This is a genomic window from Janthinobacterium lividum (assembly GCF_011601275.1).
GTDB lineage: Bacteria > Pseudomonadota > Gammaproteobacteria > Burkholderiales > Burkholderiaceae_D > Janthinobacterium > Janthinobacterium lividum_E.
In genome coordinates, this window is sequence record NZ_JAAOLY010000017.1 from 106912 (window position 1) to 130288 (window position 23377).

General features: G+C 62.8%; 24 protein-coding genes and 1 pseudogene. 18 read left to right on the top strand and 7 right to left on the bottom strand.

What is annotated here, in order from left to right:
- From GYK42_RS23050 to GYK42_RS23095, 10 genes are all read left to right on the top strand, one after another.
- Positions 1-648, top strand: a complete 648-nt coding sequence (locus GYK42_RS23050; protein ID WP_166449367.1) for a hypothetical protein — start codon at positions 1-3, stop codon at positions 646-648.
- Entirely contained in the window at positions 645-1448 is an 804-nt protein-coding gene (locus GYK42_RS23055) for a hypothetical protein (protein WP_166449368.1), read from the top strand. Before GYK42_RS23050 ends, GYK42_RS23055 begins: the two co-directional genes overlap by 4 nt.
- 101 nt (positions 1449-1549) lie before the next feature.
- Entirely contained in the window at positions 1550-2464 is a 915-nt protein-coding gene (gene hemF, locus GYK42_RS23060) for an oxygen-dependent coproporphyrinogen oxidase (protein ID WP_034786480.1), read from the top strand.
- Between the two features lie 11 nt (positions 2465-2475).
- Entirely contained in the window at positions 2476-3132 is a 657-nt protein-coding gene (locus tag GYK42_RS23065) for a nicotinate-nucleotide adenylyltransferase (RefSeq protein ID WP_166449410.1), read from the top strand.
- Positions 3133-3822, top strand: coding sequence for a ribosome silencing factor (gene rsfS, locus GYK42_RS23070; protein WP_058050453.1), 690 nt, complete (start codon positions 3133-3135; stop codon positions 3820-3822). It begins immediately after the preceding gene.
- Between the two features lie 6 nt (positions 3823-3828).
- Complete coding sequence (rlmH, locus tag GYK42_RS23075; RefSeq protein ID WP_034747108.1) at positions 3829-4299, top strand: 23S rRNA (pseudouridine(1915)-N(3))-methyltransferase RlmH; 471 nt, start codon at positions 3829-3831, stop codon at positions 4297-4299.
- Between the two features lie 8 nt (positions 4300-4307).
- Positions 4308-4928, top strand: coding sequence for a Maf family protein (locus GYK42_RS23080; RefSeq protein WP_166449369.1), 621 nt, complete (start codon positions 4308-4310; stop codon positions 4926-4928).
- Positions 4929-4971: 43 nt separating this feature from the next.
- Positions 4972-6435: a ribonuclease G gene (rng, locus tag GYK42_RS23085; protein ID WP_034747098.1), complete on the top strand. Its 1464-nt coding sequence runs from the start codon at positions 4972-4974 to the stop codon at positions 6433-6435.
- Positions 6436-6437: 2 nt separating this feature from the next.
- Positions 6438-7214, top strand: a complete 777-nt coding sequence (locus GYK42_RS23090) for an AraC family transcriptional regulator (RefSeq protein WP_166449370.1) — start codon at positions 6438-6440, stop codon at positions 7212-7214.
- Between the two features lie 75 nt (positions 7215-7289).
- The gene (locus tag GYK42_RS23095) at positions 7290-7913 is read left to right on the top strand and encodes a LysE family translocator (protein WP_166449371.1); all 624 of its coding nucleotides are present in this window, start codon (positions 7290-7292) and stop codon (positions 7911-7913) included.
- Here the strand turns inward: GYK42_RS23095 and GYK42_RS23100 are convergent.
- From GYK42_RS23100 to GYK42_RS23110, 3 genes are all read right to left on the bottom strand, one after another.
- Positions 7889-8428, bottom strand: a complete 540-nt coding sequence (locus tag GYK42_RS23100) for a hypothetical protein (RefSeq protein WP_240943740.1) — start codon at positions 8426-8428, stop codon at positions 7889-7891. The genes GYK42_RS23095 and GYK42_RS23100 overlap by 25 nt on opposite strands.
- 64 nt (positions 8429-8492) lie before the next feature.
- Entirely contained in the window at positions 8493-8972 is a 480-nt protein-coding gene (locus GYK42_RS23105) for a hypothetical protein (protein ID WP_166449373.1), read from the bottom strand.
- Between the two features lie 121 nt (positions 8973-9093).
- Complete coding sequence (locus GYK42_RS23110; RefSeq protein ID WP_166449374.1) at positions 9094-10119, bottom strand: LacI family DNA-binding transcriptional regulator; 1026 nt, start codon at positions 10117-10119, stop codon at positions 9094-9096.
- 206 nt (positions 10120-10325) lie between these two features.
- Between GYK42_RS23110 and GYK42_RS23115 the strand changes: the two are divergent.
- From GYK42_RS23115 to GYK42_RS23130, 4 genes and pseudogenes are all read left to right on the top strand, one after another.
- Positions 10326-11564 (top strand): annotated as a pseudogene (locus tag GYK42_RS23115) (malic enzyme-like NAD(P)-binding protein); the annotation flags it as partial.
- 254 nt (positions 11565-11818) lie between these two features.
- A complete protein-coding gene (locus GYK42_RS23120; protein ID WP_166449375.1) occupies positions 11819-13030 on the top strand; it encodes an O-antigen ligase family protein in 1212 nt (403 codons plus the stop codon).
- Between the two features lie 50 nt (positions 13031-13080).
- Positions 13081-14814, top strand: coding sequence for a lipid A export permease/ATP-binding protein MsbA (msbA, locus tag GYK42_RS23125; RefSeq protein ID WP_166449376.1), 1734 nt, complete (start codon positions 13081-13083; stop codon positions 14812-14814).
- Positions 14815-14849: 35 nt separating this feature from the next.
- Positions 14850-15950: a glycosyltransferase family 9 protein gene (locus GYK42_RS23130; RefSeq protein ID WP_166449377.1), complete on the top strand. Its 1101-nt coding sequence runs from the start codon at positions 14850-14852 to the stop codon at positions 15948-15950.
- A 15-nt stretch (positions 15951-15965) separates the two neighbouring features.
- Here the strand turns inward: GYK42_RS23130 and GYK42_RS23135 are convergent, their stop codons facing one another.
- The 4 genes from GYK42_RS23135 to GYK42_RS23150 all read right to left on the bottom strand — a co-directional run bounded on the left by GYK42_RS23135 (position 15966) and on the right by GYK42_RS23150 (position 20349).
- Positions 15966-16577: a response regulator transcription factor gene (locus GYK42_RS23135; protein WP_166449378.1), complete on the bottom strand. Its 612-nt coding sequence runs from the start codon at positions 16575-16577 to the stop codon at positions 15966-15968.
- Positions 16564-18159 carry an ATP-binding protein gene (locus tag GYK42_RS23140; protein WP_166449379.1) on the bottom strand — a complete coding sequence of 532 codons (1596 nt, stop codon included), beginning with the start codon at positions 18157-18159 and terminating at the stop codon, positions 16564-16566. The genes GYK42_RS23135 and GYK42_RS23140 overlap by 14 nt, the downstream gene beginning before the upstream one ends.
- A gap of 118 nt (positions 18160-18277) precedes the next feature.
- The gene (locus tag GYK42_RS23145) at positions 18278-19666 is read right to left on the bottom strand and encodes a sensor histidine kinase (protein WP_166449380.1); all 1389 of its coding nucleotides are present in this window, start codon (positions 19664-19666) and stop codon (positions 18278-18280) included.
- Positions 19663-20349 (bottom strand): response regulator, encoded by a 687-nt coding sequence (locus GYK42_RS23150; RefSeq protein ID WP_166449381.1) that lies wholly within the window; start codon positions 20347-20349, stop codon positions 19663-19665. Before GYK42_RS23150 ends, GYK42_RS23145 begins: the two co-directional genes overlap by 4 nt.
- Before the next feature lie 158 nt (positions 20350-20507).
- Here GYK42_RS23150 and GYK42_RS23155 point away from each other — a divergent pair, with 158 nt between their 5' ends.
- From GYK42_RS23155 to GYK42_RS23170, 4 genes are all read left to right on the top strand, one after another.
- A complete protein-coding gene (locus GYK42_RS23155; protein WP_166449382.1) occupies positions 20508-21329 on the top strand; it encodes a MipA/OmpV family protein in 822 nt (273 codons plus the stop codon).
- A gap of 88 nt (positions 21330-21417) precedes the next feature.
- A complete protein-coding gene (locus GYK42_RS23160) occupies positions 21418-21972 on the top strand; it encodes a universal stress protein (protein ID WP_166449383.1) in 555 nt (184 codons plus the stop codon).
- A gap of 46 nt (positions 21973-22018) precedes the next feature.
- Positions 22019-23017, top strand: coding sequence for a VirK/YbjX family protein (locus GYK42_RS23165; RefSeq protein ID WP_166449384.1), 999 nt, complete (start codon positions 22019-22021; stop codon positions 23015-23017).
- 117 nt (positions 23018-23134) lie between these two features.
- On the top strand, positions 23135-23365 hold the full coding sequence (locus tag GYK42_RS23170) for a DUF6139 family protein (protein WP_046686119.1): 231 nt from the start codon (positions 23135-23137) through the stop codon (positions 23363-23365).
- Positions 23366-23377 lie beyond the last annotated feature (12 nt).

Here is a 23377-nt window from a genome sequence, read left to right on the forward strand (position 1 = left end):
ATGCATATCGAACCGCCCCACGCATCGTTGAACCAGCTGCACCAGCTTGGCCTGATCACCGCGCAGGAACTGGACGAGGCCAACTCGGAACGCGATGTCGCCGCCCATGAGCGCCTGCACCCGCCCGAGGATCCGGTCGACATGCCGGAGCTGACGCAGGACGCGGACCTGGTCAGCACCCTGGGCTGGCTGCTGCTGACCGATCTGCTGCCCAAGAATGATGTCGACAAGCGCGTGGCCAAACTGCCGCCCCGGCAACAGGCGCTGGCAGCCGAGGGCGTGCGGCACTACAACCGCCGCGAGGTCGACGCCTTGTACGAGCTCGATTTGCTGAACCAGTTCCAGCGCGATGCGGCCCACGCTGCGGCACCGGCCGACCGCATGTTTTATGCGCCCTGGATCGCCATGCGCTGGCTGGTGGTCAACGACATCCTGCCGACGGCGCAGTTCGAGGCGCTGGAAGTGCGCGTGCGTGAGCATGGCAGCGAACTGACGCGCGACATCATGGAAGCGTCCAGGCTGCGCCATGGTCACGACCGCATCCCGTACAAGCGCCCACCGGCCTGGAAAGGCGCACTGATCGTGCTGGGGCTGATCCTGGTGATGTCCGTAGTGTACGGCTGGCTTAGCGGAGGCCTGCACCCATGAGCACCGATCCGCGCCTGCTGCCGCTGGCGGAACTGCTGCGCCTCGGCCTGATCACCAGCGACGAATACGACGATACGCTGGCCGAGCTGGAGATCATCGAGCTGCAGCGCGCGCACAATGCCGCCGAAGACATCGATGTGCCGGAGCTGGCGATGAATGCCGACCAGGTCAGGACGCTGGCCTGGCTGCTGAGCGCCGAACTGGTGCCCGGGGAGCATTTTTTCAGGATGCTGCGCCAGCTGCCCGCCGATGACCCACGCCGGCAACTGGCCAGCGCCGCGCTGCGGCAGGTGAACCGGCAGGCGGTCGACGCGCTGTACGACCAGGACCTGATCACCGCGTGGCAGCGCGACGCCGCCTACGACAGCCTGCCAGCCGATCACCTGGCCGCCACGCCCGTCGCGGCCTTGCGCCATATGCTGAAACAGGGCACGCTATCGCCGCTGCAATACCAGGAGCTGCAAGCGCGCACGCGCGCGAACGGCTCGCCACTGGCGCGCGTAATTGTCGATGCTGCCGGCAAACCGCCGCCCCAGTACGGCCGGCGCGCCGCGCGCCCGTTCAACGTCCTGATGATCGTGCTGATGCTGGTGATGCTGATGCTCGTGGCGATTGTGGGACCGTCGTGGTTCAAACGCGAACAGCCAGCGCCTGTGGCACCGCTGGCGCAGCCTGTCGACGCGGTGGAACGCGACGACCTGCGGCAGCGCGCGGCGCAAGCACTCGACGCCGCCCGCCAACCGGGCCATGGCAGCGTGCAATATGATGTCCATGTGGTGCAGGACAAGCCGCCTCGGTAAAGCAGGGCCGGCAACAGCATCGCCGGTTTTGCTATCACAAAAATCCGTAACAGGGTACAATCCGTCCTTACTTTTTTATTTCGGCCTCGTCGGCCCACGCGATGTCGTCAACTCCCTCTCCTTCGGCCGTCAAGGCTTATTTGCTCGATTTGCAAAGCCGTATCGTGCAGGCGCTCGAAGCGCAGGACGGCAAGCCCTTCCTGACCGATGCCTGGCAGCGCCCCGAGGGCGGCGGCGGTATTTCGCGGCTGATCGAGGAAGGCAATGTATTCGAGCGGGGCGGCGTGAATTTTTCGCACGTCACCGGCGCAGCATTGCCCCCATCGGCAGCGGCCGCGCGCCCTGAACTCGGTGGCAAGGCGTGGGAAGCGATGGGCGTGTCGCTGGTGCTGCATCCGCGCAATCCCTACGCGCCCACGGTGCACATGAACGTGCGCTTTTTCAGCACCGTCAATGCCGATGGCGAGCCCGTATGGTGGTTCGGCGGCGGCATGGATTTGACGCCGTATTACGGCGACGCGGGCGACGTGAAGCACTTCCACCAGGTGTGCCATGATGCACTGGCGCCGTTTGGCGACGAGCTGCATCCGAAGTTCAAGCAGTGGTGCGACGATTATTTCTACCTGAAACACCGGCGCGAAGCGCGCGGCGCCGGCGGCATCTTCTTCGACGACTTCAACGCCCTGGGCTTTGACGACAGTTTCGCCATGATGCGCAGTGCCGGCGATGCTTTCGTCAAAGCCTATGTACCGATCCTGGCGCGCCGCAAGGACACGCCCTACGGCGAACGCGAACGCGATTTCCAGTGCTACCGGCGCGGACGCTATGTCGAGTTCAACCTGGTCTTCGACCGCGGCACCCTGTTCGGGCTGCAGTCGGGCGGACGCACCGAGGCGATCCTGATGTCGATGCCGCCCGTGGTCAAGTGGCGCTACGACTGGCATCCGGAAGCGGGCAGTCCCGAAGCGGCGTTGTATACTGACTTCCTCGTGCATCGCGACTGGCTGCAGGCGTGACGGAAGTTGGTATGGCATGCGTGGCGCTGCTCGGTGGCAGCTACGATCCGGTGCACATGGGCCATGTCGCGCTGGGCACGCATTTTTCCAGCCTGCTGCACGCCGATGAACTGCGCGTGATTCCGGCAGGCGCGCCCTGGCAAAAAGATAAACTGGGCGCCACCGGCCAGCAGCGCGCCGAGATGGCCGGCCTGGCCTTTGCCGGCCTGCCCCTGCCCGTGGTGATCGACCGCCAGGAAATCGAGCGCAGCGAACATGGCCAGGCCAGCTACACCATCGATACCTTGCGCCAGGTACGCGCCGAACTGGGACCGCGCGCTTCCATCGTTTTCCTGATGGGCGCCGACCAGCTGCAGCGGCTCGCGACATGGCGCGAATGGCAGCAATTATTTGAATACGCGCATATCTGCGTCGCGGCCCGCCCCGGCTTCGCGCTGAATGACACAGCAGTACCGCAAGTGGTCGCCGATGAATTTTCGCGCCGCCTGGGGTCTCTGGAAAGCATCCGCAACACGCCGCACGGTCTGACTTATCTGGCACAGGACTTCGCGGTGGATATCTCCGCCACCGAAATACGTGCGGCATTACAACGGGGGAATCGGGCAAACTCGCTTGTTTCCCCGCTAGTGCTAGACTATATTGAACAACATAATTTATACAAAAGCTAAATGGACATCAAAAAACTGCAAACCCTCGTCGTTGACGCCCTTGAAGACGTCAAAGGCCAAGACATCGCCGTCTTCGAAACGAGTCACCTGACCAGCCTGTTCGACCGCATCGCGATCGTCTCCGGTACCTCGAACCGTCAAACCAAGGCGCTGGCCGCCTCGGTACGCGACAAGGTCAAGGACGCCGGCGGCCAGATCATCGGCATGGAAGGCGAGGAAACCGGTGAATGGGTGCTGGTCGATCTGGGCGACATGATCGTCCACATCATGCAAGCGCCTATCCGCGCCTACTACCGCCTGGAAGAAATCTGGGGCGACACCCCGGTCAAGCTGGGTGCCGCCAAGCGCGCGCCGAAAAAAGCGGCTGGCGACGAGCCGAAAAAGGTCAGCGGCCACCTGGCGGCCAGCAAGGCCAATGTGGAAGCTTCGCCCGTGATCGAGAAAAAGACGCCGGCCAAGAAAGCCACGGCAGCCACCGCCGCCAAGAAAGCCCCGGCGAAAAAAGCCACCGCTTCCAAAGCCGTCGGCAAGACCGTGAAAGTTGCGCCAACCAAGACCGAAGCGGCTGCCGTGAAAGCGCTGAAAGCGCTGCCAGAGAAAAAAGTACGCGCCCCACGCGCGGCCAAGCCGGCAGCCGATGCTGCACCGGCAAAAACCGTGATCAAGCGTATCAAAAAAGTCGAAGCGTAAGCCTCGATGCAGCTCATCATCGCTGCGGTCGGCCATAAAATGCCGGCCTGGATAGAGACGGGCTTCGCGGAATACGCGAAGCGCATGCCGCCGGAATTGCGCATCGTGCTGAAAGAAATCAAGCCGGTGGAGCGTTCCGGCAGCAAGACCGCCGCCACGGCGATGGCGCTGGAACGCGAACGCATCGAAGCCGTCCTGCCCAAGGGCGTGCGCATTATCGCCCTCGACGAACGCGGCAAGGATCTGACCAGCGTCGGCCTGTCGCAGCAATTGATGGCGTGGCAGCAAGATGGCCGCGACACCGCCTTTCTGATCGGCGGCGCCGACGGTCTCGATCCGCAACTCAAGGCACGTGCCGAAGGCATGCTGCGCATTTCCAGCATGACCCTGCCGCACGGCGTGGTGCGCGTGATCCTCGCCGAGCAGCTCTACCGGGCCTGGTCGATCACGCAAAACCACCCCTATCACCGCGTCTGAACTCCCCCATGAAAACGGCTGATCACAAGATCTACCTCGCTTCCAAAAGTCCTCGCCGGCGCGAACTGCTGCGCCAGATCGGCGTCGATTTCGAATTGCTGCTGCTGCGCAGCGACGGCCCGCGCGGCGCCGACGTCACCGAGGAAGTCCTTCCCGGCGAATCGGCGCTCGACTATGTCGCCCGCGTGTCGAATGAAAAAGCCGCCTTTGCGTGGGACCTGGTGCGCCGCCGCCACCTGACGCCACGTCCGGTGCTGGCGGCCGACACCACCGTCACCATCGACGGCGTCATCCTCGGCAAGCCGGCCGACCGCGCGGAAGCGGTGGCGATGCTGGAGCAGTTGTCGGGCCGCACGCACGAGGTGCTCACCTCGATCGCCGTGCACTACAAGGATTTCGCCGAGCAACGCACGCAGGTGTCGCAAGTGCGCTTCGGCGTGCTCTCACCCGCCTCGATCGCCGCCTACTGCGCCACGCCGGAACCGTACGACAAGGCCGGCGGCTACGGCATCCAGGGCAGCGCCGCCCTGTTCGTCGAGCACATCGAAGGCAGCCATTCCGGCATCATGGGCCTGCCCCTGTACGAGACGGCGCAATTGCTGCGTGAAGCAGGTTTGCCCCTGCCCTGAAGACGGGTATGATGTCATTCGTTGCCTCCACTCCCGCGCCTCCATGAACGAAGACATCCTGATCAATATCACGCCGCAAGAAACGCGCGTCGCCCTCATCCTGCAGGGCGCCGTGCAGGAATTGCACATCGAGCGCACGCTCACGCGCGGCCTGGCCGGCAATGTGTATTCCGGCAAGGTGGTGCGGGTATTGCCGGGCATGCAGTCTGCCTTCATCGACATCGGCCTGGAGCGCGCCGCCTTTCTGCACGTGGCCGACATCTGGGAAGCGCGCGGCCACGACGGCCAGAACGCCACGCCGGCGCCGATTGAAAAAATCCTCTTCGACGGCCAGGTGCTGACGGTGCAGGTGATCAAGGACCCGATCGGCACCAAGGGCGCGCGCCTGTCGACGCAGATTTCCATCGCCGGGCGCATGCTGGTGTACCTGCCGCAGGATAAACATATCGGCATCTCGCAGAAGATCGAGAAGGAAGCGGAGCGCGAACAGTTGCGCGTGCGCCTGCAAAGCCTGCTGCCGCCCGATGAAAAGGGCGGCTACATCGTGCGCACCATGGCCGAGGACGCTTCCGACGCGGACCTGAAGGCGGACGTCGACTACCTGCGCAAGACCTGGAGCACGATCACCCACGGCGCGCGCACGCGTCCCGCCACCAGCCTGCTGCACCAGGACTTGAGCCTGGCGCAGCGCGTACTGCGCGACTTCGTCGGCGATGAAACGGCCACCATCCAGGTCGACTCGCGCGAAAACTATGTGAAATTGCGGGAATTTGCTGAAATCTACACCCCCAGCGAACTGACGCGCCTGCAGCACTACACGGGCGAGCGCCCGCTGTTCGACCTGTACGGCGTGGAAGAGGAAATCCTGCGCGCGCTGGGCCGCCGGGTCGACCTGAAATCGGGCGGCTACCTGATCGTCGACCAGACGGAAGCGATGACCACCATCGACGTCAACACGGGCGGCTTTGTCGGCGGGCGCAATTTTGCCGACACGATCTTCAAGACCAACCTGGAAGCGGCGCACGCCATCGCGCGCCAGCTGCGCCTGCGCAACCTGGGCGGCATCATCATCCTCGACTTCATCGACATGGACAATGCCGAGCACCGCAACGCCGTGCTGGCCGAACTCAAACGCACGCTGTCGCGCGACCGCACCAAGGTTTCGGTGAGCAATTTCTCGCCGCTGGGCCTGGTGGAAATGACGCGCAAGCGCACGCGCGAATCGCTGGCGCACATCCTGTGCGAACCATGCCCCGCCTGCGCCGGCAAGGGCCAGGTGAAAACTTCGCGCACCATCTGCTATGAAATCCTGCGCGAACTACTGCGCGAGGCAAAACAGTTCAACCCGCGCGAATTCCGCATCCTCGCCTCGCAGGAAGTCGTGGATCTGTTTTTAGAGGAAGAATCGCAGCACCTGGCCATGCTGGGTGACTTCATCGGCAAGAAAATCTCGCTGCAGGTGGAGAATGCCTACCATCAGGAGCAGTACGACGTGATCCTGATGTAGCCATGCCAGGCACCACCGCCTTCTGGCGCGACCAGGCCCTGCCCCACGTGGAAAGCCGGCGCGCCTGCCACAGCCGGGCGTGCTACAAGCCGCACAGCCATCCCTCGTTTTCCATCGGCGCCGTCGATGCGGGTGGCAGCATCTTTACGGGCAGCCAGGATGGCCAGGCCGTGCTCGGCAATGGCAGCCTGGTGCTGGTGCCGGCTGGCTGCGTGCACGCCTGCAATCCCCTGCCTGGCGCCCTGTGGAGCTACCAGATGCTGCATCTCGATGCACAGTGGCTGCAGGCACACGCGCCGGCGCTCGATGGCGACACGGCGACGGCGTTGTACTGCCAGCTGCTGTACGCGCAGTTTTGCGCCATGAATGCGCTGCTGTTTTCAACGGCCGGCACAGGCGAAAAAAATGCGGCGCTGCTGGCCTTCCTGGGCGCTTGCGCCAGTGCCTGCGCAGACCTGCTGCCTTCGGAGCGCAGGCCCGTGCCGCAGCGGCTGGCGCCCGTGCTCGCAACGCTGCAGGCGCAGCCCTCGGCCAGCCTGCGGCAACTGGCGCAAGCGGCGGGCCTGAGCCGGTATCAATTGATCCGCGCCTTTCGCGCCGCCACCGGCATGACGCCGCATGCCTACCAGCTGAACGCGCACGTGAACCGCGCGCGCAGCCGCTTGCAGGCGGGGACGGCTTTGGCGCAACTGGCGCATGAACTGGGCTTTGCCGACCAGAGCCATTTCCAGCGCGTGTTCAAAGCCCATACAGGCATCACACCGGGACGCTACCGCTAGCCTGCAATTTTCTTCAATACAGGCTGCCGCCAGCCCCTGCATACTCGCGCATCGCCATTGCCCGAGCCTAACTCCATGCAGGATTTTCTTTTCATCGCCGCCGCCCACTTTCTTTCCCTGCTGTCGCCCGGTCCCGATTTTTTCCTGATTGCGCGCACCTCGGTGGCCCACGGCTGGCGTGGCGCCGCCGGCATGTGCGTGGGCATTACCGTGGCCAATGCCGTGTTTATCGCGGCGGCGTTTGGCGGATTATCGGTGCTGCGGGCGGGCAGTACGGCATTCATGGTGGTGCGGCTGGCGGGATGCGCCTATCTGCTGTACCTGGGCTGGCTGTTTTTGCGCCATGCGGGCAAGAGCAACCTGGAGGCGGGGCCCGCCACCGGCAAGGCGCGCTGGCGCGGCGGTGTCGTGATGGGGTTTGTTTCCGCCATCCTGAACCCGAAGAACGCGCTGTTCTACGTCAGTCTGGCCACCGTGCTGGCCGGCAGGCAAACGAGCCCCGCTGCGATGGCGGCGTATGGCGCGTGGATGGTCTTTGCCGTGCTGGCCTGGGATATGGCGGTGGCGCTGGCCATCGGCAGCAGCGCACTGCGGCAGCGCTTTGCGCGCGCGCTGCCGTCGCTGGAACGGCTGTCGGGCGTGATGCTGATTGCGTTAGCGATAGGGCTACTGGTTCAGGCCGGCAGCGGATCCAGGTAAAACACGGCATACACTTTCAGGGGCGTCGTTTCCGTCGCCTTTTCCGAGCGCACGACGGAGCAGTCGTCGGCGGCCAGGCTGCGCCAGTTCTGGATGCCGGCCTTGGCGAACATGGCGTGCGCGGGGGCATTCGCGGCCAGGTCCAGCACCAGGCAGGCGTTGCGCGGGCCGGCGCCATAGTTGACGGCGCGGATTTCGATGCCGAAGGTGGTCATCCACGGTTCCCACAAGCCTTTTTCCTTGCCGGCCGCGATGCGGTCGAGCATCTCGCCAAACGTCAAACCTTTTTTGACGGTATCGCGCAGTGCCTGCAACGACGGCGCCAGGCGCGGGTCGGGATGCTTGTTGCCGGCGCGAATCTCGGCGATCGCTTTCAATTCCTTGATGATGGCCGCGTCGCGCTCCGTGTAGTCACGCATGCGCGCGTAAAACTCGGCGTCCAGGAAGGGATTGACGGTCAGCTTGGCGACGCCCTCTTCGCGGCGTTTCGGGGAAGGCGTGTTGGTTTTGGTCATGGCGATGGAGGGCAAAATACGTTGAGGGGCGCCAGTTTAACATCATGGCGCGTCGGCGGCGGCGTTAGCGCCGCTTTAATGTCGCGCCCGGCGGGTGCGGGGCGGCCGTTGCGGCGCGCGTGCCAGGCTGCATGAAGCCGCGCCGTGGTCCGAACAGGAAGACGGCGCCCGCATACAGTCCCGCCAGGGGGAAGCGCACCTCCCTGAGCAACTGGTGGAAAATGGCGATCGACTGCGCGCGGCTGACGGGAATGTCGGCCCGCCACTGGCACAGCACATCATGCACGAGGCTGGCATGATAGGTGGCCGGCAAGCCCAGATGCTGTGCGCCATCAGGCGTGCCCACATAAAACAGGCCGAGCACGCTGATGCAGGGCGAACAGCCATCCCAGGCATAGCCGGCGCGGATGCGGATCGCCGAGTCGCGTATCATCACCCACTCGTTTTCAAACTCTATGCCGTCAAGCAAGGGTGAGCAATAGCCATAGTCGCTGTCCAGCGCATAGCGCCAGGCGTTGCCGGGCATGCCGAAATTCTTCGGCATCAGCAGCCTCCCTGCTGTGCTTGCGGCCGTTGTCGCCTATCTCTCGTCTGCATGGCGTTGCCTTGACAATGATCAATATCAAGATTTAAACATACTCGGCAGAAAGAAGGGCAAGAAGGTGTCAGGCGCGCGGCGCGGCCGTCGATTCGCGCACCACCAGTTCGGGTTTCAGGCGCACGTCGAGCACCGGCGAATCGGGCGAGGCGATGGTTTGCAGGATCAGCCGGGCCGCTTCCGTGCCGATGCCGTGGTGGCGGATGCGGATGGTGGTCAGCGGTGGACGGATCATGTCCATGTACGGCATGTCGTTGTGGCCCACGACGGAAATATCTTCGGGGCAGCTCAAGCCCAGTTCGCGGATGGCGTCGTAGCAGCCGAGGGCCACCAGGTCGCTGCCCGTCACCACGGCCGTCGTTTGCGGCGAATGACGCAGCAGTTCCAACAACGCCTCCTTGCCGCATTCGCGCGAATAGCCGCTGCTTTCAAAGACGAACGCTTGCGAAGGATCGAGTTCGCTGGCCTGGATGGCGGCCAGGAAACCGAGGCGGCGCACGTGGCCGGTAGACAAATTTTCCGGACCCGCGATGTGCGCGATATGGCGGTGGCCCAGCGCCAGCAAGTGCTCGACGGCCAGGCGCATGCCGACCACGTCGTCGCTGACGACGCAGGAAGCGACGCCGTTTTCATCGCTGCGGTTGACGGTAACGACGGGCACGTTCTGGTCGATGCACATCTTGATGACGGGATCGTCGCGCCGTGCGGTAGCCAAAATCAGGCCATCGACCTGCTGCCCCAGCAGGCGGTTGATGACGAACAGCTGCTCTTCCTCGTCGGCGCCCACGTTGGTGACGATGGCCAGGTAGCCATGCTTGCGCAAGCCTTCTTCGATGCCCAGCAGAATCGGCGGGAAAACGGCATTGGTAATGTCGGGCAAGACCACGCCGATGATGCGCGACTTGCGCGTGACGAGGGTGGAGGCGGCGCGGTTCGGCCGATAGCCGAGCCGGCCCGCTTCGGCCAGCACGCGCGCGGCGACCTCGGCACTGACCATTTGCCGCGTTGCCGGGTTCATCACGCGCGACACGGTGGAAAAGTGCACGCCGCTGGCCCGCGCAACGTCGCTTAAGGTGGGGTTCTTGTTTGTCATGGGCTTCCCGGATCGCAATAGCGTGATTTTATCGCAAAAAATGCTCATTTCGTCAAAAACCGAGCAAACGCTTGCATTGAATTAATGCCGTTGCCCAAAGCGGTTTTGTTGTGCTTAAGTACAATCCAGCCTTGACAGCGTGCAAACGCTTGCATACCATGGCTCGGACTTACCACTCGGGCCCGGTTGCCCTTCCCAGAATTCCTATGTCTACTTCGCACAGCAAGCACGCCGAACAGAACGGCGAGACCTTCAACCTGAAAGAAGCCGCCCTCGCCTATCACGCGGAACCCCGCGCAGGCAAGATTTCCGTCACGCCAACCAAACCGCTGGGCGACGCCCGCGCCCTGACCCTGGCGTACTCGCCGGGCGTGGCCTTCGCCTGCGAAGCCATCGTGGAAGATCCGCGCACGGCCGGCACCTACACGTCGCGCAGCAACCTGGTGGCCGTGATCACGAATGGCACGGCAGTGCTGGGCCTGGGCGATATCGGCCCGCTGGCCAGCAAACCGGTGATGGAAGGCAAGGCATGCCTGTTCAAGCAGTTCGCCGACGTCGACGTGTTCGACATCGAACTGGCCGAGAACGATCCCGACCTGTTCATCGACACCGTGGTGCGCATGGAGCCGACTTTCGGCGGCATCAACCTGGAAGACATCAAGGCGCCCGACTGCTTCTACATCGAACAGCAATTGCGCAAGCGTATGAATATTCCCGTCTTCCACGACGACCAGCACGGTACGGCCATCATCGTCGCGGCCGGTATCCTGAACGGCCTGGAACTGGTGGGCAAGGACATCGGCAACGTCAAGGTAGCCGTCTCGGGCGCGGGCGCCGCCTCGATCGCCTGCCTGGACCTGCTCGTCTCGCTGGGTCTGAACAAGTCGCTGCTGAAAGTATGCGACAGCCAGGGCGTGATCTACCCGGGCCGCGATGCCAACATGGAAGAGAACAAGGCGCGCTACGCGAATGACACGAGCGACCGCGACCTGGCCGACGCCATGGTCGGTGCAGACATCTTCATCGGTGTCTCGAAGGGCGGCGTGGTCAGCGCGCAGATGGTCGAATCGATGGCCGCCAAGCCGCTGATCTTCGCCCTGGCCAATCCGCATCCGGAAATCGCCCCGGAAAAAGTGCACGCCGTGCGCGACGACGCCATCGTCGCCACCGGACGCTCGGATTACCCGAACCAGATCAACAACGTGCTGTGCTTCCCGTACATCTTCCGCGGCGCGCTCGACGTGGGCGCCACCACGATCAACGAAGAAATGAAGCTGGCCTGCGTGCGCGCCATCGCCGCGCTGGCCAAGGAGCCGCTGCCGGGTCACGAGAGCAGCGCCCTGACGCCGCTGCAACTGATCCCGTCGCCATTCGACGAGCGCCTGCGCAGCTGGGTCGCGCCTGCCGTATCGCAAGCGGCCATCGCCACCGGCGTAGCCACGCGCGTGCCAGCGACTGCCTGAAGCACTAGCAAGGGCTTGCTTGCCTTGGCAAAATAACAGCGAGTTACCATTGCTTACAAAAAAACCATGGCTAAAAACCATGGTTTTTTTCATTCTCCCCCTTGAGACTGCTTAAATAGTTATCGAAGAGCAAATTCCCCCGTGGGCGTTTTTGCAGTCACCTTCGATTACAATGACGCCTACTTTATGTTGCTACAGTTGCCATAATGGCGACACGTGCGTTACCAAGGATATTCATGCTCGGCCTGACCTCTGTTTGCGTTTTTCTCTTTTCGGCATTGGCGCTGGCTGTCAACAGTGGTTACTCTGTTGGCGCACTGGTCCTGCTACTGGCCAGCGGCTCTTTGTTGTGGAAGCGTTCCGGTCTGGCGCTGCAACGTCAGGACTATCTGTTGATCGGTGTCCTGCTGGCGTATTTCCTGGTCTTTACCGCCAACATGCTGTACCACGGTGATCCTCCGCGCGAATTTGACATGCCCCTACGCGCCCTTCTGGCGATCCCGGTGCTGCTGCTGCTGCTGGCGTACCCACCACGACCCACGTTCTGGTGGGCAGGCTTGTCCGTCGGCGCTATTGCCGGCGCAGCGTATGCCTTGATGGAATTTATTCCTGACAGCCTGATTCGGCCGCAAGCAGCTACTAGCAACCCCATTCATTATGGCAATGTCAGCATGTTACTGGGCATACTGGCACTCTGCGGACTCGACTGGGCACGCCTGCAGGCGCACCGTTATGCCTGGAGTGGCCTGTTGCTGGCAGGATGCCTGGCCGGCATCGTCGGTTCGGTCATCAGTGGTAGCCGCGGAGGCTGGCTGGCCTTGCCCGTCTGTCTGATCATCATGGCGATACATCACGCCAAAAACCATGGCCGCCGCCATTTGACCGTCACCCTGTCGCTACTTTTCGTCCTTGTGAGTCTGGCCTATTCCATGCCGCATTCGCCGGTACAGCAACGTGTCGCCACTGTCATCTCCGAATTGCAAAAATACAAGAATGATGGAGATGTCAGCACCTCAGTTGGCCAGCGCCTGGTGATGTGGGATACCGCAACAGAACTCGTAAAAGAGCATCTATGGCTGGGCATGGGCCGTACCGGCTATCTGCAACAAAAAAAGGTAATGCTGGCGGAAGGGAAAATTAGCAAACTCGTCAGTGACTATACGAATGCCCATAGCGACTACCTCGATGTGCTGGTCAAGAGGGGCATCACTGGCGTGCTGGCACTGCTGGCGCTGCTCCTGCTGCCCTTGGTCCTGTTTGCACGTACATCGCATCGCGGTCCTGTCGGCGCCCGGCCGTTTGCTCTGGCAGGCATGCTACTGTGCGTTTGTTATATGATTTTCGGCCTGACGACGAGCTCGCTAACCCTGAATATAGGCATCATCATGCTGGTCTTCCCGATGGTGATACTGTGGGCCCTGTTGCGCCAGCAAGAGCGCACTGCTTGAGCTCGTTTTCCGCCTGACCGTTTTTGCTGTCCCTGCAAGGAACCCTACCGATGCTCACGCCCGACCTGAAGCGCCTCACCGCGCTGCACGCGCCCTATAAGAAACACTTGGCTCTGGCCCTGCTGGCGATGGTCGTCACGGCGGGCACGGAGCCGCTGCTGCCGTATGCGCTCAAGTTGCTGCTCGACAATGGTTTTGGTGGCAAGGTGAGTTTTTCTTTCTGGCTGGTGCCGCTGATCGTCATCGGCATCTTTGCCATCCGCGGCGCATCGACGTTTGCCAGCAGCTATCTGATGAGCTATGTCTCCACGCGCATCCTCAACGAATTGCGCCGCAGGATGTTTGCCAGCATGCTGAACCTGCCCATCGACTTCTACAACACGCACACCGTGGGGAAGGTCATCAACTCCATCATGTTTGAGGTGCAGCAGATCATCGAAATGGTGACCAAGGTGTTTACTTCGATCGTGCGCTCCTCGCTGACCGTGCTGGGCCTGTTGGCGTGGCTGCTGTACCTGAACTGGGTGCTGACCCTGGTCACCCTGGTACTGCTGCCCCTGCTGACCATCGTCGTGCGCACCACGGGCAAGCGCCTGAAAAAACTCAACCGCGACTCGCTGGCCGTCAATGCCGAGCTGACCCAAGTCATCGAGGAAACCACGCGCGCCCAGCAAGTGATCAAGATCTTCGGCGGCCAGGATTACGAGAAAGCCCGCTTCGAAGAGCGCGCCGAACAATTGCGCCGCTACAGCATGCGCATGACGACGACCTTTTCCGCCACGGTGCCCATTACGCAGGTGATCACGGCAGCAGCCGTGGCCTTGGTCATCGTCATGGCCCTGTTCCAGTCGGAGCAGGGACAAATCACGGTCGGCGGCTTTGTTTCCTTCATCACGGCCATGCTGATGCTGCTGACGCCCCTGAAGCAGCTGGCCGAAGTCAACGGTCCCCTGCAGCGCGGCATGGCCGCCGCCGAGGAAGTCTTCCTGCTGATCGACAAGACACCGGAACGCACGGGCGGCAAGCCGCTCGCTGGCCGCAGCAAAGGCCGCATCGAGTTCAAGGACGTGAGTTTCGCCTATCCCGGACATCCGGAGCCAGCCCTGCAACACATCGACCTGAGCATCGCGCCAGGACAAACGGTCGCCTTTGTCGGCATGTCCGGTGGCGGCAAATCGACCCTGGTCAGCCTGCTGCCCGGCTTTTACTCGGCCAGCAGCGGTGAAATCTTGCTCGATGGACAAAATATCGATGCCATCGCCCTGACCAGCCTGCGCAGCCAGATTGCCATGGTCAGCCAGCAAGTGGTGCTGTTCGACGATACCCTGGCCGCCAACATCGCGTATGGCGATGCGGCACCAGACCGCCAGCGCGTCGAAGCGGCCGCAGCCGCCGCCTTCCTGTCGGACGTCATCGACGGTTTGCCCGATGGCCTGGAAACGCGCCTGGGCGACAACGGCTCGCGCCTGTCCGGCGGGCAGCGCCAGCGCGTGGCCATCGCCCGCGCGATCTACAAGGATGCGCCCATCCTGATCCTCGATGAAGCCACCTCGGCACTGGATACGGAGGCGGAACGGGCCGTGCAGGTGGCACTGGAGCACCTGATGCAAGGAAAAACCACCTTAGTTATTGCTCATCGGCTATCAACAATTGAACGTGCGGACCGTATCGTGGTATTGTCACATGGGAAAATAATGGAAACCGGCAGTCACCAGCAATTATTGGATGCCAACGGCGCGTATGCCAATCTGCATCGCCTGCAATTTTCCCAGCAAGTGGTATGACACCATCGAATGAATACCTGAAATCGTACTGATACATGACGCCTTTGATTCCCGCCGAACTTCTACAAAAGTCGGAAAAAATTCTGTTCATCGCCCATCTGGCGCTGGGAGACTTTACCTACCTGCAAAACGGTTTCCGCGCCTTTGCCGCGGCCTACCCCCACATCCAGATCCACCTGTGGGTCGACGAAGTACGGCGCACGTCCGACGCCAAACAATGGGAAAGCTTGCGCACCTATTCGCTGTACGACTGGGTCGAACAGTCGGGCCTGTTTTCCAAGGTGTACCGCAAGACCTACAGCCCCGCGCTATACGAAGAGTCACTGCGCGAAGCCCAGGCGGAGCATTATCCTGTCGTCGTGTCGCTGGCCCATGTACGGCCACAGCAATATGCGGACCTTGCCCGCGCCATCAGTCCGAACGGACTGGTGATCGGCACGCGCAAGCCGTTCAGCCCGCTTCGCCCCTGGCATTACCTGGCCTACCGCAAGATCGACGCCGTGCTGGCCTCGTATGCGGGACAAGATGCCGGCGAGCACCATATCAGCAGCGTGTATGCGGACTGGTTCCATCAATTGACGGGACTCGACATTCCCGTGGCCGAACGCTATCCCTTCGTGCACATTCCCGAGCACGCATTGCAGCAGGCGCAGGAGCAACTGGCCACCTGGGGCTTTTCCCCGCGCCAGGGTCCGCTCGTGCTCTTGAATCCGTTTGCCAAGTCGCACAAGCGCGGCTGGCCGCTGGAGCGCATTGCCGAGCTGATCACGCGCATGCAGGCGATGCCGAAATGGCAGCATGCCTGCTTCCTGATCAATGCCATGCCGCAGGAACTGGCCAAGGTGAATGCCGTCGTGCAAACGCACAACTTGCCACGCACGCAAGCCTTCAGCGCTGTCGACAACTTTTTCCAGCTGCCGGCCATGCTGGCGCAATGCGACCTGATTATTTCGGTGGAAACATCGATCATGCATCTGGCGAACGCCGTGCATGTGCCAGTGGTGGCATTGATGCGCAAGAAGAATCCGGAATGGGCGCCCTTCGACAGCGCCAACAGCACCGTCATCACGGTGGCGCGGCGCAGCGACTGGGTCAAGGCGATTTCAAGCGATCAGGTATTGCAGACCATCGCCTAGAAAACGCTTCAGTGGCTAGCCGGTGCCCAGCATGCTGATGCGCACCAGGTCGGCCACATTATCGACGCCCAGCTTGTCCATCAGGCGCGCCTTGTGCACTTCCACGGTGCGCACGGAAATGCCCAGCGCCGGGGCGATATCGCGGTTGTGCTGGCCCGTCACCACCAGCTGCATCACTTCGCGCTCGCGCGGCGTCAAGGCGCGCAGCAAAGCGAGCCCTTCCACCTGACGCTGCAACTGGCCACGCGCATGCGCTTCGCGCGAAAACGCTTCCTCGATGGCGGCCAGCAGCTTGTCATGATCAAATGGCTTTTCCAGGAAATCGCTGGCTTGCGCCTTGAATGCCTGGCGTGCCAGCGCCACGTCGCCATGCCCCGTGATGATGATGATGGGCAGCAGGCATTTGAGCTCCAGCAGGCAGCGCTGCAGGCTCAGGCCATCCATGCCCGACATGCGGATATCGATCAGCAGACAACCGGCCCACTCGGGCCGCCAGCTGTGCAGGAAATCCTCGCCGCAGGAAAACAGGGCCGTGCGGTAACCGCGTATGCCCAACAGCAAACCCAGCGCATCGCGCACGGCGGGATCGTCATCCACGATAAACACCGTCAAATTACTTGTCACCATACTCTCCCGTAGCGGCTGCGCTGGCGTGCGCCAGGGGCAGGATAAAACGAAAAATGCCATGCTTGCCCACTTCGGCCCACAACTGGCCGCCATGCGCCTCGACAATGCTGCGGCTGAGCACCAGCCCCAGCCCCAGGCCGCTGGCCTTGGTCGAGACGAACGGTTCGAACAGGCGTGCGGCCAGGCTGTTGGAAATGCCGGGGCCGCTGTCTTCCACGGACAGGCGCAACCGCCCGCCCTCGAGCCGCTCGGCCGATACCGTGATGCGGCGCTGGCCGCGCGGCTGGCCCATCACCGCATCCTGTGCATTGGCCAACAAGTTACGCAGCACCAGCTCGATTTGCAGGCGGTCCGCGTTGACGGCCAGCGACGACGGCGGCGCCAGCACCAGCTCGATGCCATGCTCATGGAACAACGGCGTGAACTGGCGCGCCAGACCTTCGATCAGTGCGCTCGCCTCGACCGCTTCGAGCTGCATAGCACCCGTGCGGAAAAAATCGCGCAGGCGGCGCACCACGTCCGCGGCGCGTCCCGATTCCACGATCATGTGTCCGACGGCGCCTTGCAGCAAGGCGCCGTTCTCGCCCCGCTCCAGCAGGTATTCGCAGGCCTTGCCATAGGTCGACAAGGCCGTCAGCGGCTGGTTCAGCTCGTGCGCCAGGGCGGCCGCCATTTCGCCGGCGGCCGCCAGGCGCAGCGTGTGCTTCAGCTCATCGGCCACTTGTCGCATTTCATCGACGACGATGCCGATAAAAAAGCCCACCAGCGCCAGTACAGCGTCGAGCAGTTGCAATTCATAAAACTGGATATCGACGGCATGCGTCCATTTCACCAGGGTGATGATGCATAGCTGCAATACAAACACGGCCAGCATGGCGCCATGCAAGCCCTGGCGCGAGGCGGCCCAGATCACGGGAAGAAACAGGAAGTAGAAATGCTTGTATTCGGAACGCACGATGGAACCGAAGAGGCTCCACAGCACGAAGCTGGCCAGGGCCAGATACGCCAGGGTTTCCCAGCGCCAGACGGCGGCGTGCAGGCGCGCACGCCCGCGCTCGCTGAACAGCACCCAGATCAGCGGCATCGACACCAGCATGCCGACCGTGTCACCGATGCCGAAACGCCAGACGGCCGTGCCCCACTCGCCGGCCGGTATGCGTCCCGTGAGCGACAGCAATGAAATATAGCCGAGCGCATTGAGCGCGGTGCCCAGCAGCACGATGAGGACCCAGGCGCTCAGGCGGCGCCGGTTGTCGAAGATGTCGCTGCTGCTGAAGCTGCGGCGCAGGACTACGCCGATACCGCCATAGCCGAGCACCAGCCAAGCCGAACAGAGCAAGGTCAGGGGTAGGCCAGCCGGCATGCCGCGCACCAGCACCTCGCCGGCCACCAGGGCGATGAACCATGGCAGCGCCGCCTTGCGGCCGTGGATCAGCCAAAATACCAGACCCAGCGCGGGATCGGGATTCCACGGGGTGATGTTCAGCCCGTACATCGGGTCGATATACGTGGCCCAGTCAAACAGCAGATACAGGCCGACAAAGGCGGGATACGACAGGTAGCGGGACAGGAGTGGGCGCATAACGGTGTTTTTTAACTGTCCCGCATTATGCATCGCAAGCGTGCGCCACGCCATGCCATCTTGCGTTATGTGCACATGAAATAATTTTCAGGCAATATCGCAAGGCGCGCCAGCGCGGTCAGGCTATGGCCAAGGGCAAACGCACCTCCACCAGCAAGCCCAGGCCACCATTACCGCTGTGCAACTGAATCGTGCCGCCATGCTGGCGCACGACGGAAGCGACGATGGACAGGCCCAGGCCGCTGCCTGGCTGCACCTGCTGCGGCGCGCGGAAAAAGCGGTCGAACACGCGGTCATACAGCGCCGGCGCGATGCCCGGTCCCTGGTCGGCCACATGCAACACGGCCTGGCCCCGTTCCGCATGCAGCGACACCGTCACGCTGCCGCCGCGCGGACTGTACTTGATGGCGTTTTCCACCAGGTTGTCGATCAGCGAAACGAGGCTCTCGCGCTGTCCCGGCACGCTGAGCGAGACACTGGCTTGCAATTCAAGCTCGATATCACCCGCCTGGGCCAGTCCGGACAGGGCCGCCAGGCGGTCTTGCAGCAAGGTATCGAGCGCCTGCCGCCGCGGCAACTCGCCCGCGCCCGCCTGCACTTCGCTGCGCGTCAACTGCAGCAACTGGCCCACCAGGCGCGCGGCCCGGTTGCCACTGTTTAAGATACCGTCCAGCAGTTCTTGCTGGCGCGCATCATGTACCTGGCTCTGCAAGGCCTCGACATTCACGCGCATGGCCGCCAGTGGCGTGCGCAGCTCATGCGTGGCATCGGCGATGAAGCTGCGTTCGCGCGCGGCGCTGGCATCGACCCGCTGCAGCAGCGCATTGATATTGTCGACCAGCGCCGCCAGTTCGCCATGCGGCGGCTTGAAGGCCAGCGGACGCAAATCCTGTGGCCCGCGCGCCGCCACCTCCTGCGCCAGCTTGCGCCACGGGCGCATGGCAAGGCGGATCGACAGCCAGGCCGGCACCAGCAGGAATGGCAGGCTGATCAGCAGCGGCAGCAGATAGTAGCCGCGTGAATTGATCGTGATGAACAATTGCCAGGCGCCTCCCGCTTCCAGCACCGTCACGCGCGTGTTGCCCTCGTCCAGGCTGCGGCTGCGCCAGGCCTGGCCCTTGACGTACACCACTTCCATCTGCTCCGGGCCGGCGCTGCGGATACCGCTGGGCGCATCGGGCGACTTGTAGACCAGCTTGCCTTCGCGCCAGACCAGGATGCGCGGCGCCAATTCCGGCACCCGCCCCGTTTCAAACTCCTCGCGCAAGGCTTCGTCGATGGCGCGCAAGCTTTGTTCCTGGCGCTGCGGCTGCTCGGCCAGGTTGTCGGCCACGCTGATAATGGCGTGCAGGACGCCGCGGCTCACATTGCTTGCTTCGTCCGCCCCCTCGACCAGCACATACGCCACGGCCAGGCTCCACACCATGGTCAGCATCAGCATTTGCGCGATCATCAGCCGGCGCACCAGGGTAGGCCGGCGCAACATGGCCCAGAAACGCCCCATCATGCGCCAGTACTCGGCGCAGTGGACGCTTCGCCCTGCTGGTCGATGACATAGCCGACGCCGCGCACGGTACGAATATAGCCTTCGCCTATCTTGCGGCGCAGGTTGCCCATGTGCACATCAAGGGTATTGCTGGCATTGGCCAGCCCGCCGGGCAGGATGTGTTCTTCCAGCACGCGGCGCGTGATGACCCGGTTGGCGCGCATCAGCAAGGTCTTCAGCAGCGCATATTCACTGGCGGTAAGCTCCACCGGCCGACCATGCACGCTGACACGGCGCGTGGGCACCTGCAGCAGCAGGCCGCGCAACTCGATGGTGTCGCCGTCGAAGCCATAGCTGCGGCGCGCCAGCGCACGCACGCGCGACAGCAGCTCGGCCAGCACGAAGGGCTTGACCAAGTAATCGTCGGCGCCCCCATCGAGGCCCCGCAAGCGCTGTTCCAGCGTGTCGCGGGCGCTGAGGATCAGCACGGGCAAACGGGCCGCACGCAGCCGGGCCAGCAAATCGAGGCCATCGCCATCGGGCAAGCCCAAGTCCAGCAGCACCAGTTCGCAACTATCGTGTTCGATGCTGCGCGCCGCATCCTCGAGGCTGCGCACCCAGACCACTTGCATGCCCTGGTCGCGCAAGGCGATTCGCACGCCGTTGCCCAGGTCCATATCGTCTTCAATCAGCAGTATTTTCATGGTGAGTATTAAACCACCACAAGCTGAAGAAAGGGTAAAGAAGCGCTCTTCATGCAATCTTAATAAAAGGCTCATTTTTCCTTCATGGCAAGGACAGATACTGTCGGCAGTCAATCGAGCCACCTCCGGACTCGGTTCTCCACCTGACGGAAAACTCCATGCACGCATCTACAACCTTGTTGACCTCGCTGGCACTGGCCTGCGGCCTGAGCTTGAATCCCCTGGCTGCCGCGGCGGCCGAACCGGCTGCGGAAAATGTCTTCACCATCGGCGGCGGTGTCGCCGCCGTGTCCAGCTATTCCGGCGCCGACAAGCTGTCGGCTTCGCCGCTGATCATCCTCGATTACGCCATGGCCAATGGCCTGTTCTTCAGCACGTCGCGCGGCGTCGGCTATGGCGGCCAGGCAGGCCCCCTCAGCTACAGCGCGGCGCTGGGCTACCGCGGCAACCGCGAAGACCACAAGCGCAATGGCGCCAACGGCTGGGGCGGCAGCGATTACCTGAAAGGCATGGGCGAAGTCAAGGGCAACGCCAGCGCCCTGCTCAGCGTGGGCTACTCGCCATTGCCGGGCCTGTCACTGAGCGTGTCGAGCGACATTCCCCTGTCGAACCGCGAAAATGGCGCAAATGTGCATTTCGGCGCCACAGGCCAGGTCTACGGCCGGGCCGATGCCAAGGGCATGCAAAAAGACAGCGTGAGCATCGGCGGCCAGCTGGGCTGGGGCGAGCGCAAGTACGTGCAAACCATGTATGGCGTCACGGCCACCCAGGCCGCGAATACCTCGTTCAAGCAATACACGCCCAAGGGCGGTTTCTATGAAGCGCAGGCCACCGTCAACTGGGAACACCGCTTCGATGCGCGCTGGGGCATCAACACGCTGGTCGGCGTCGAGAGCCGCCTGGGCGACGCGGCCAAGAGCCCCATCGTGCAGCGCAAGACCTCGCCGATCGGCGCCGTGTACGTCACCTACCGCTATTAAAACAGGGCTGGCATAAGGGGAACCCGTACGCTGTTTCGCCAATTTACAGGGGGTGATGGCATGCATAAGATGACATGGTTTTCCGACTATGGCCATCCATTCCATGCATGCATCGCGCCCCGCAACGCAACACCACCGCGCCCCGGACAGCGCCGCGGGTGCCTGCGGCAAGCCGGGCCAGGATACCTTGCTGCTGCTCTTGCCCGTCAAGCGCGCCAGCGACATCGTCTACGGCGCGCGCTACGCCAGGCGCTTGCAGGAGTGGGGCATCAAAGTCTGCGTCAGCCTGTTGCACGTGACCGCGGCGCCACGGCGCTGCGCCGATGATCTGCCCCTGCATGGCGCCAGCGAGTGTGCTGCGCTGGACCTGGCCACGCAGCACATGATGCACGAGGCGGGACTCTACCTGAGCCGCTCTCATATCGCGTACAGCACCCACATTTTCGCCGGCGAGCTGCTGTTTACGATACTCGATACAGCTGAGCTGCTGGGTTGCCACGAAGTGGTCTTGCCAGCGCACAGGCACGGCGGCTGGCCGCGCCATTTTTCGGGCGGCCTGGCCGGCAAGCTGGCGCGTGGCAGCCGCGGCACCACCATCCTGCTGGCAAACCACGAGGGCGTCAGCAGCCCGGTACCCGTCTGAGCCGAAACGGCTTCGACGTTCCCCCTTTATCATGGACATGCGCACGATGATGCCAACTATTACCCTGTCTGACGGCTTGATGGCGATGCCGAGCGGCATGCGCCGCTGGCGCGAAATGCTCAAGCTGCATCTGCGCGCCCGCGTGCAACAGCGCCAAACCCGCCACTGGCTACAACTGCTGAACTCGCATCCGGTGTTTCATGATCTGGTGCAAGCCTATCCGCACATGATCCACAAGGTCTACCGCCCTTACCTGAGCCTGACCTTGAATTGCCAGCAGCGCGTGGAATTGCTGACCGAGCACTACCACTTCATCTTGCAGCAAGGCTGGGGCAGGCTGATGAGCCAAGCGGCGCACGGACCCGTGCGCCTGTGCACGGTAGCGGGCAAATCGGGCGCCCCCTACCATTTGCAACTGTGTTCGCTGCACCCGATGGACCGTGAAGGCGAGATGGTGCTGCAACTGATGCATGACGACGACGTGCTGTATTCGATCGCCTTCTCCTTCTTCGGCAGCCAGCTGCGCGCCACCCTGGGCATGCGCATCGGCTGCCTGCAAGGCCCGAAGGGCGAGGACAGCGCGCACCGCGTGCGCGAAGCAACGCGCGACTTGCACGGCATGCGCCCCAAGAGCCTGATGGTGCGCCTGGTGCGCCAGCTGGGATACGAACACGGCTGCCGCAAGATGCTGCTTGTCGGCAATATCAACCGCGCCGTGCACCACTCCGCCAAGAAAGGCCGTTTGTTCGCCAACTACAATGCAATATGGCAAGAACTGGGCGCGCAAGTTCGCCAGGATGGCGATTTTGAGTTAGCGTGCGAAAACCTGCCCTTGCTGGCGCTGGAAGAAATTCCTTCAAAGAAACGCTCGGAAGCACGCAAGCGCCACGAACTGACACTGGCCATGATCGCCAGCCTGCGTAGCGGCCTCGAGGCCCATCGCAGCCTGGTGCAAGCCGTCACGGCAGGCGCCACGGCCGCCAGCGATGTGCGGCAATCGGCCATGCTCGATGAAGACGACGACTACGCTTCCGCTATCGCCTGAGCGCCCCCGCTCTTGCGGCACACGCTACAACCCGTGCACGGCACAATCCTGTTACGCTAGCGCTATCGGCATGCACTGCGGTGCACCGGTTCCCCCAACGTTTACTAGGAGGCATTCATGCGTGTAGACATCTACCGCCGGGCCGAACACGACGGCATTTTTTCCTACCTCGCCGTGCCGGAAGGAAAGCTCATTCCGGAAGAAGTGACCAATACGGACTGGCAGCTCGAAATACGCGCCAGCGAAGTGGCTGACGATGCCGAGATCTTGCCGGACTACCATATCGAACAGCCGCACCAGCAGATCGCCGCCAAAGGCTATGCGATCACGGGCCTGAAAGACATGTAAACAAAAAAAGCC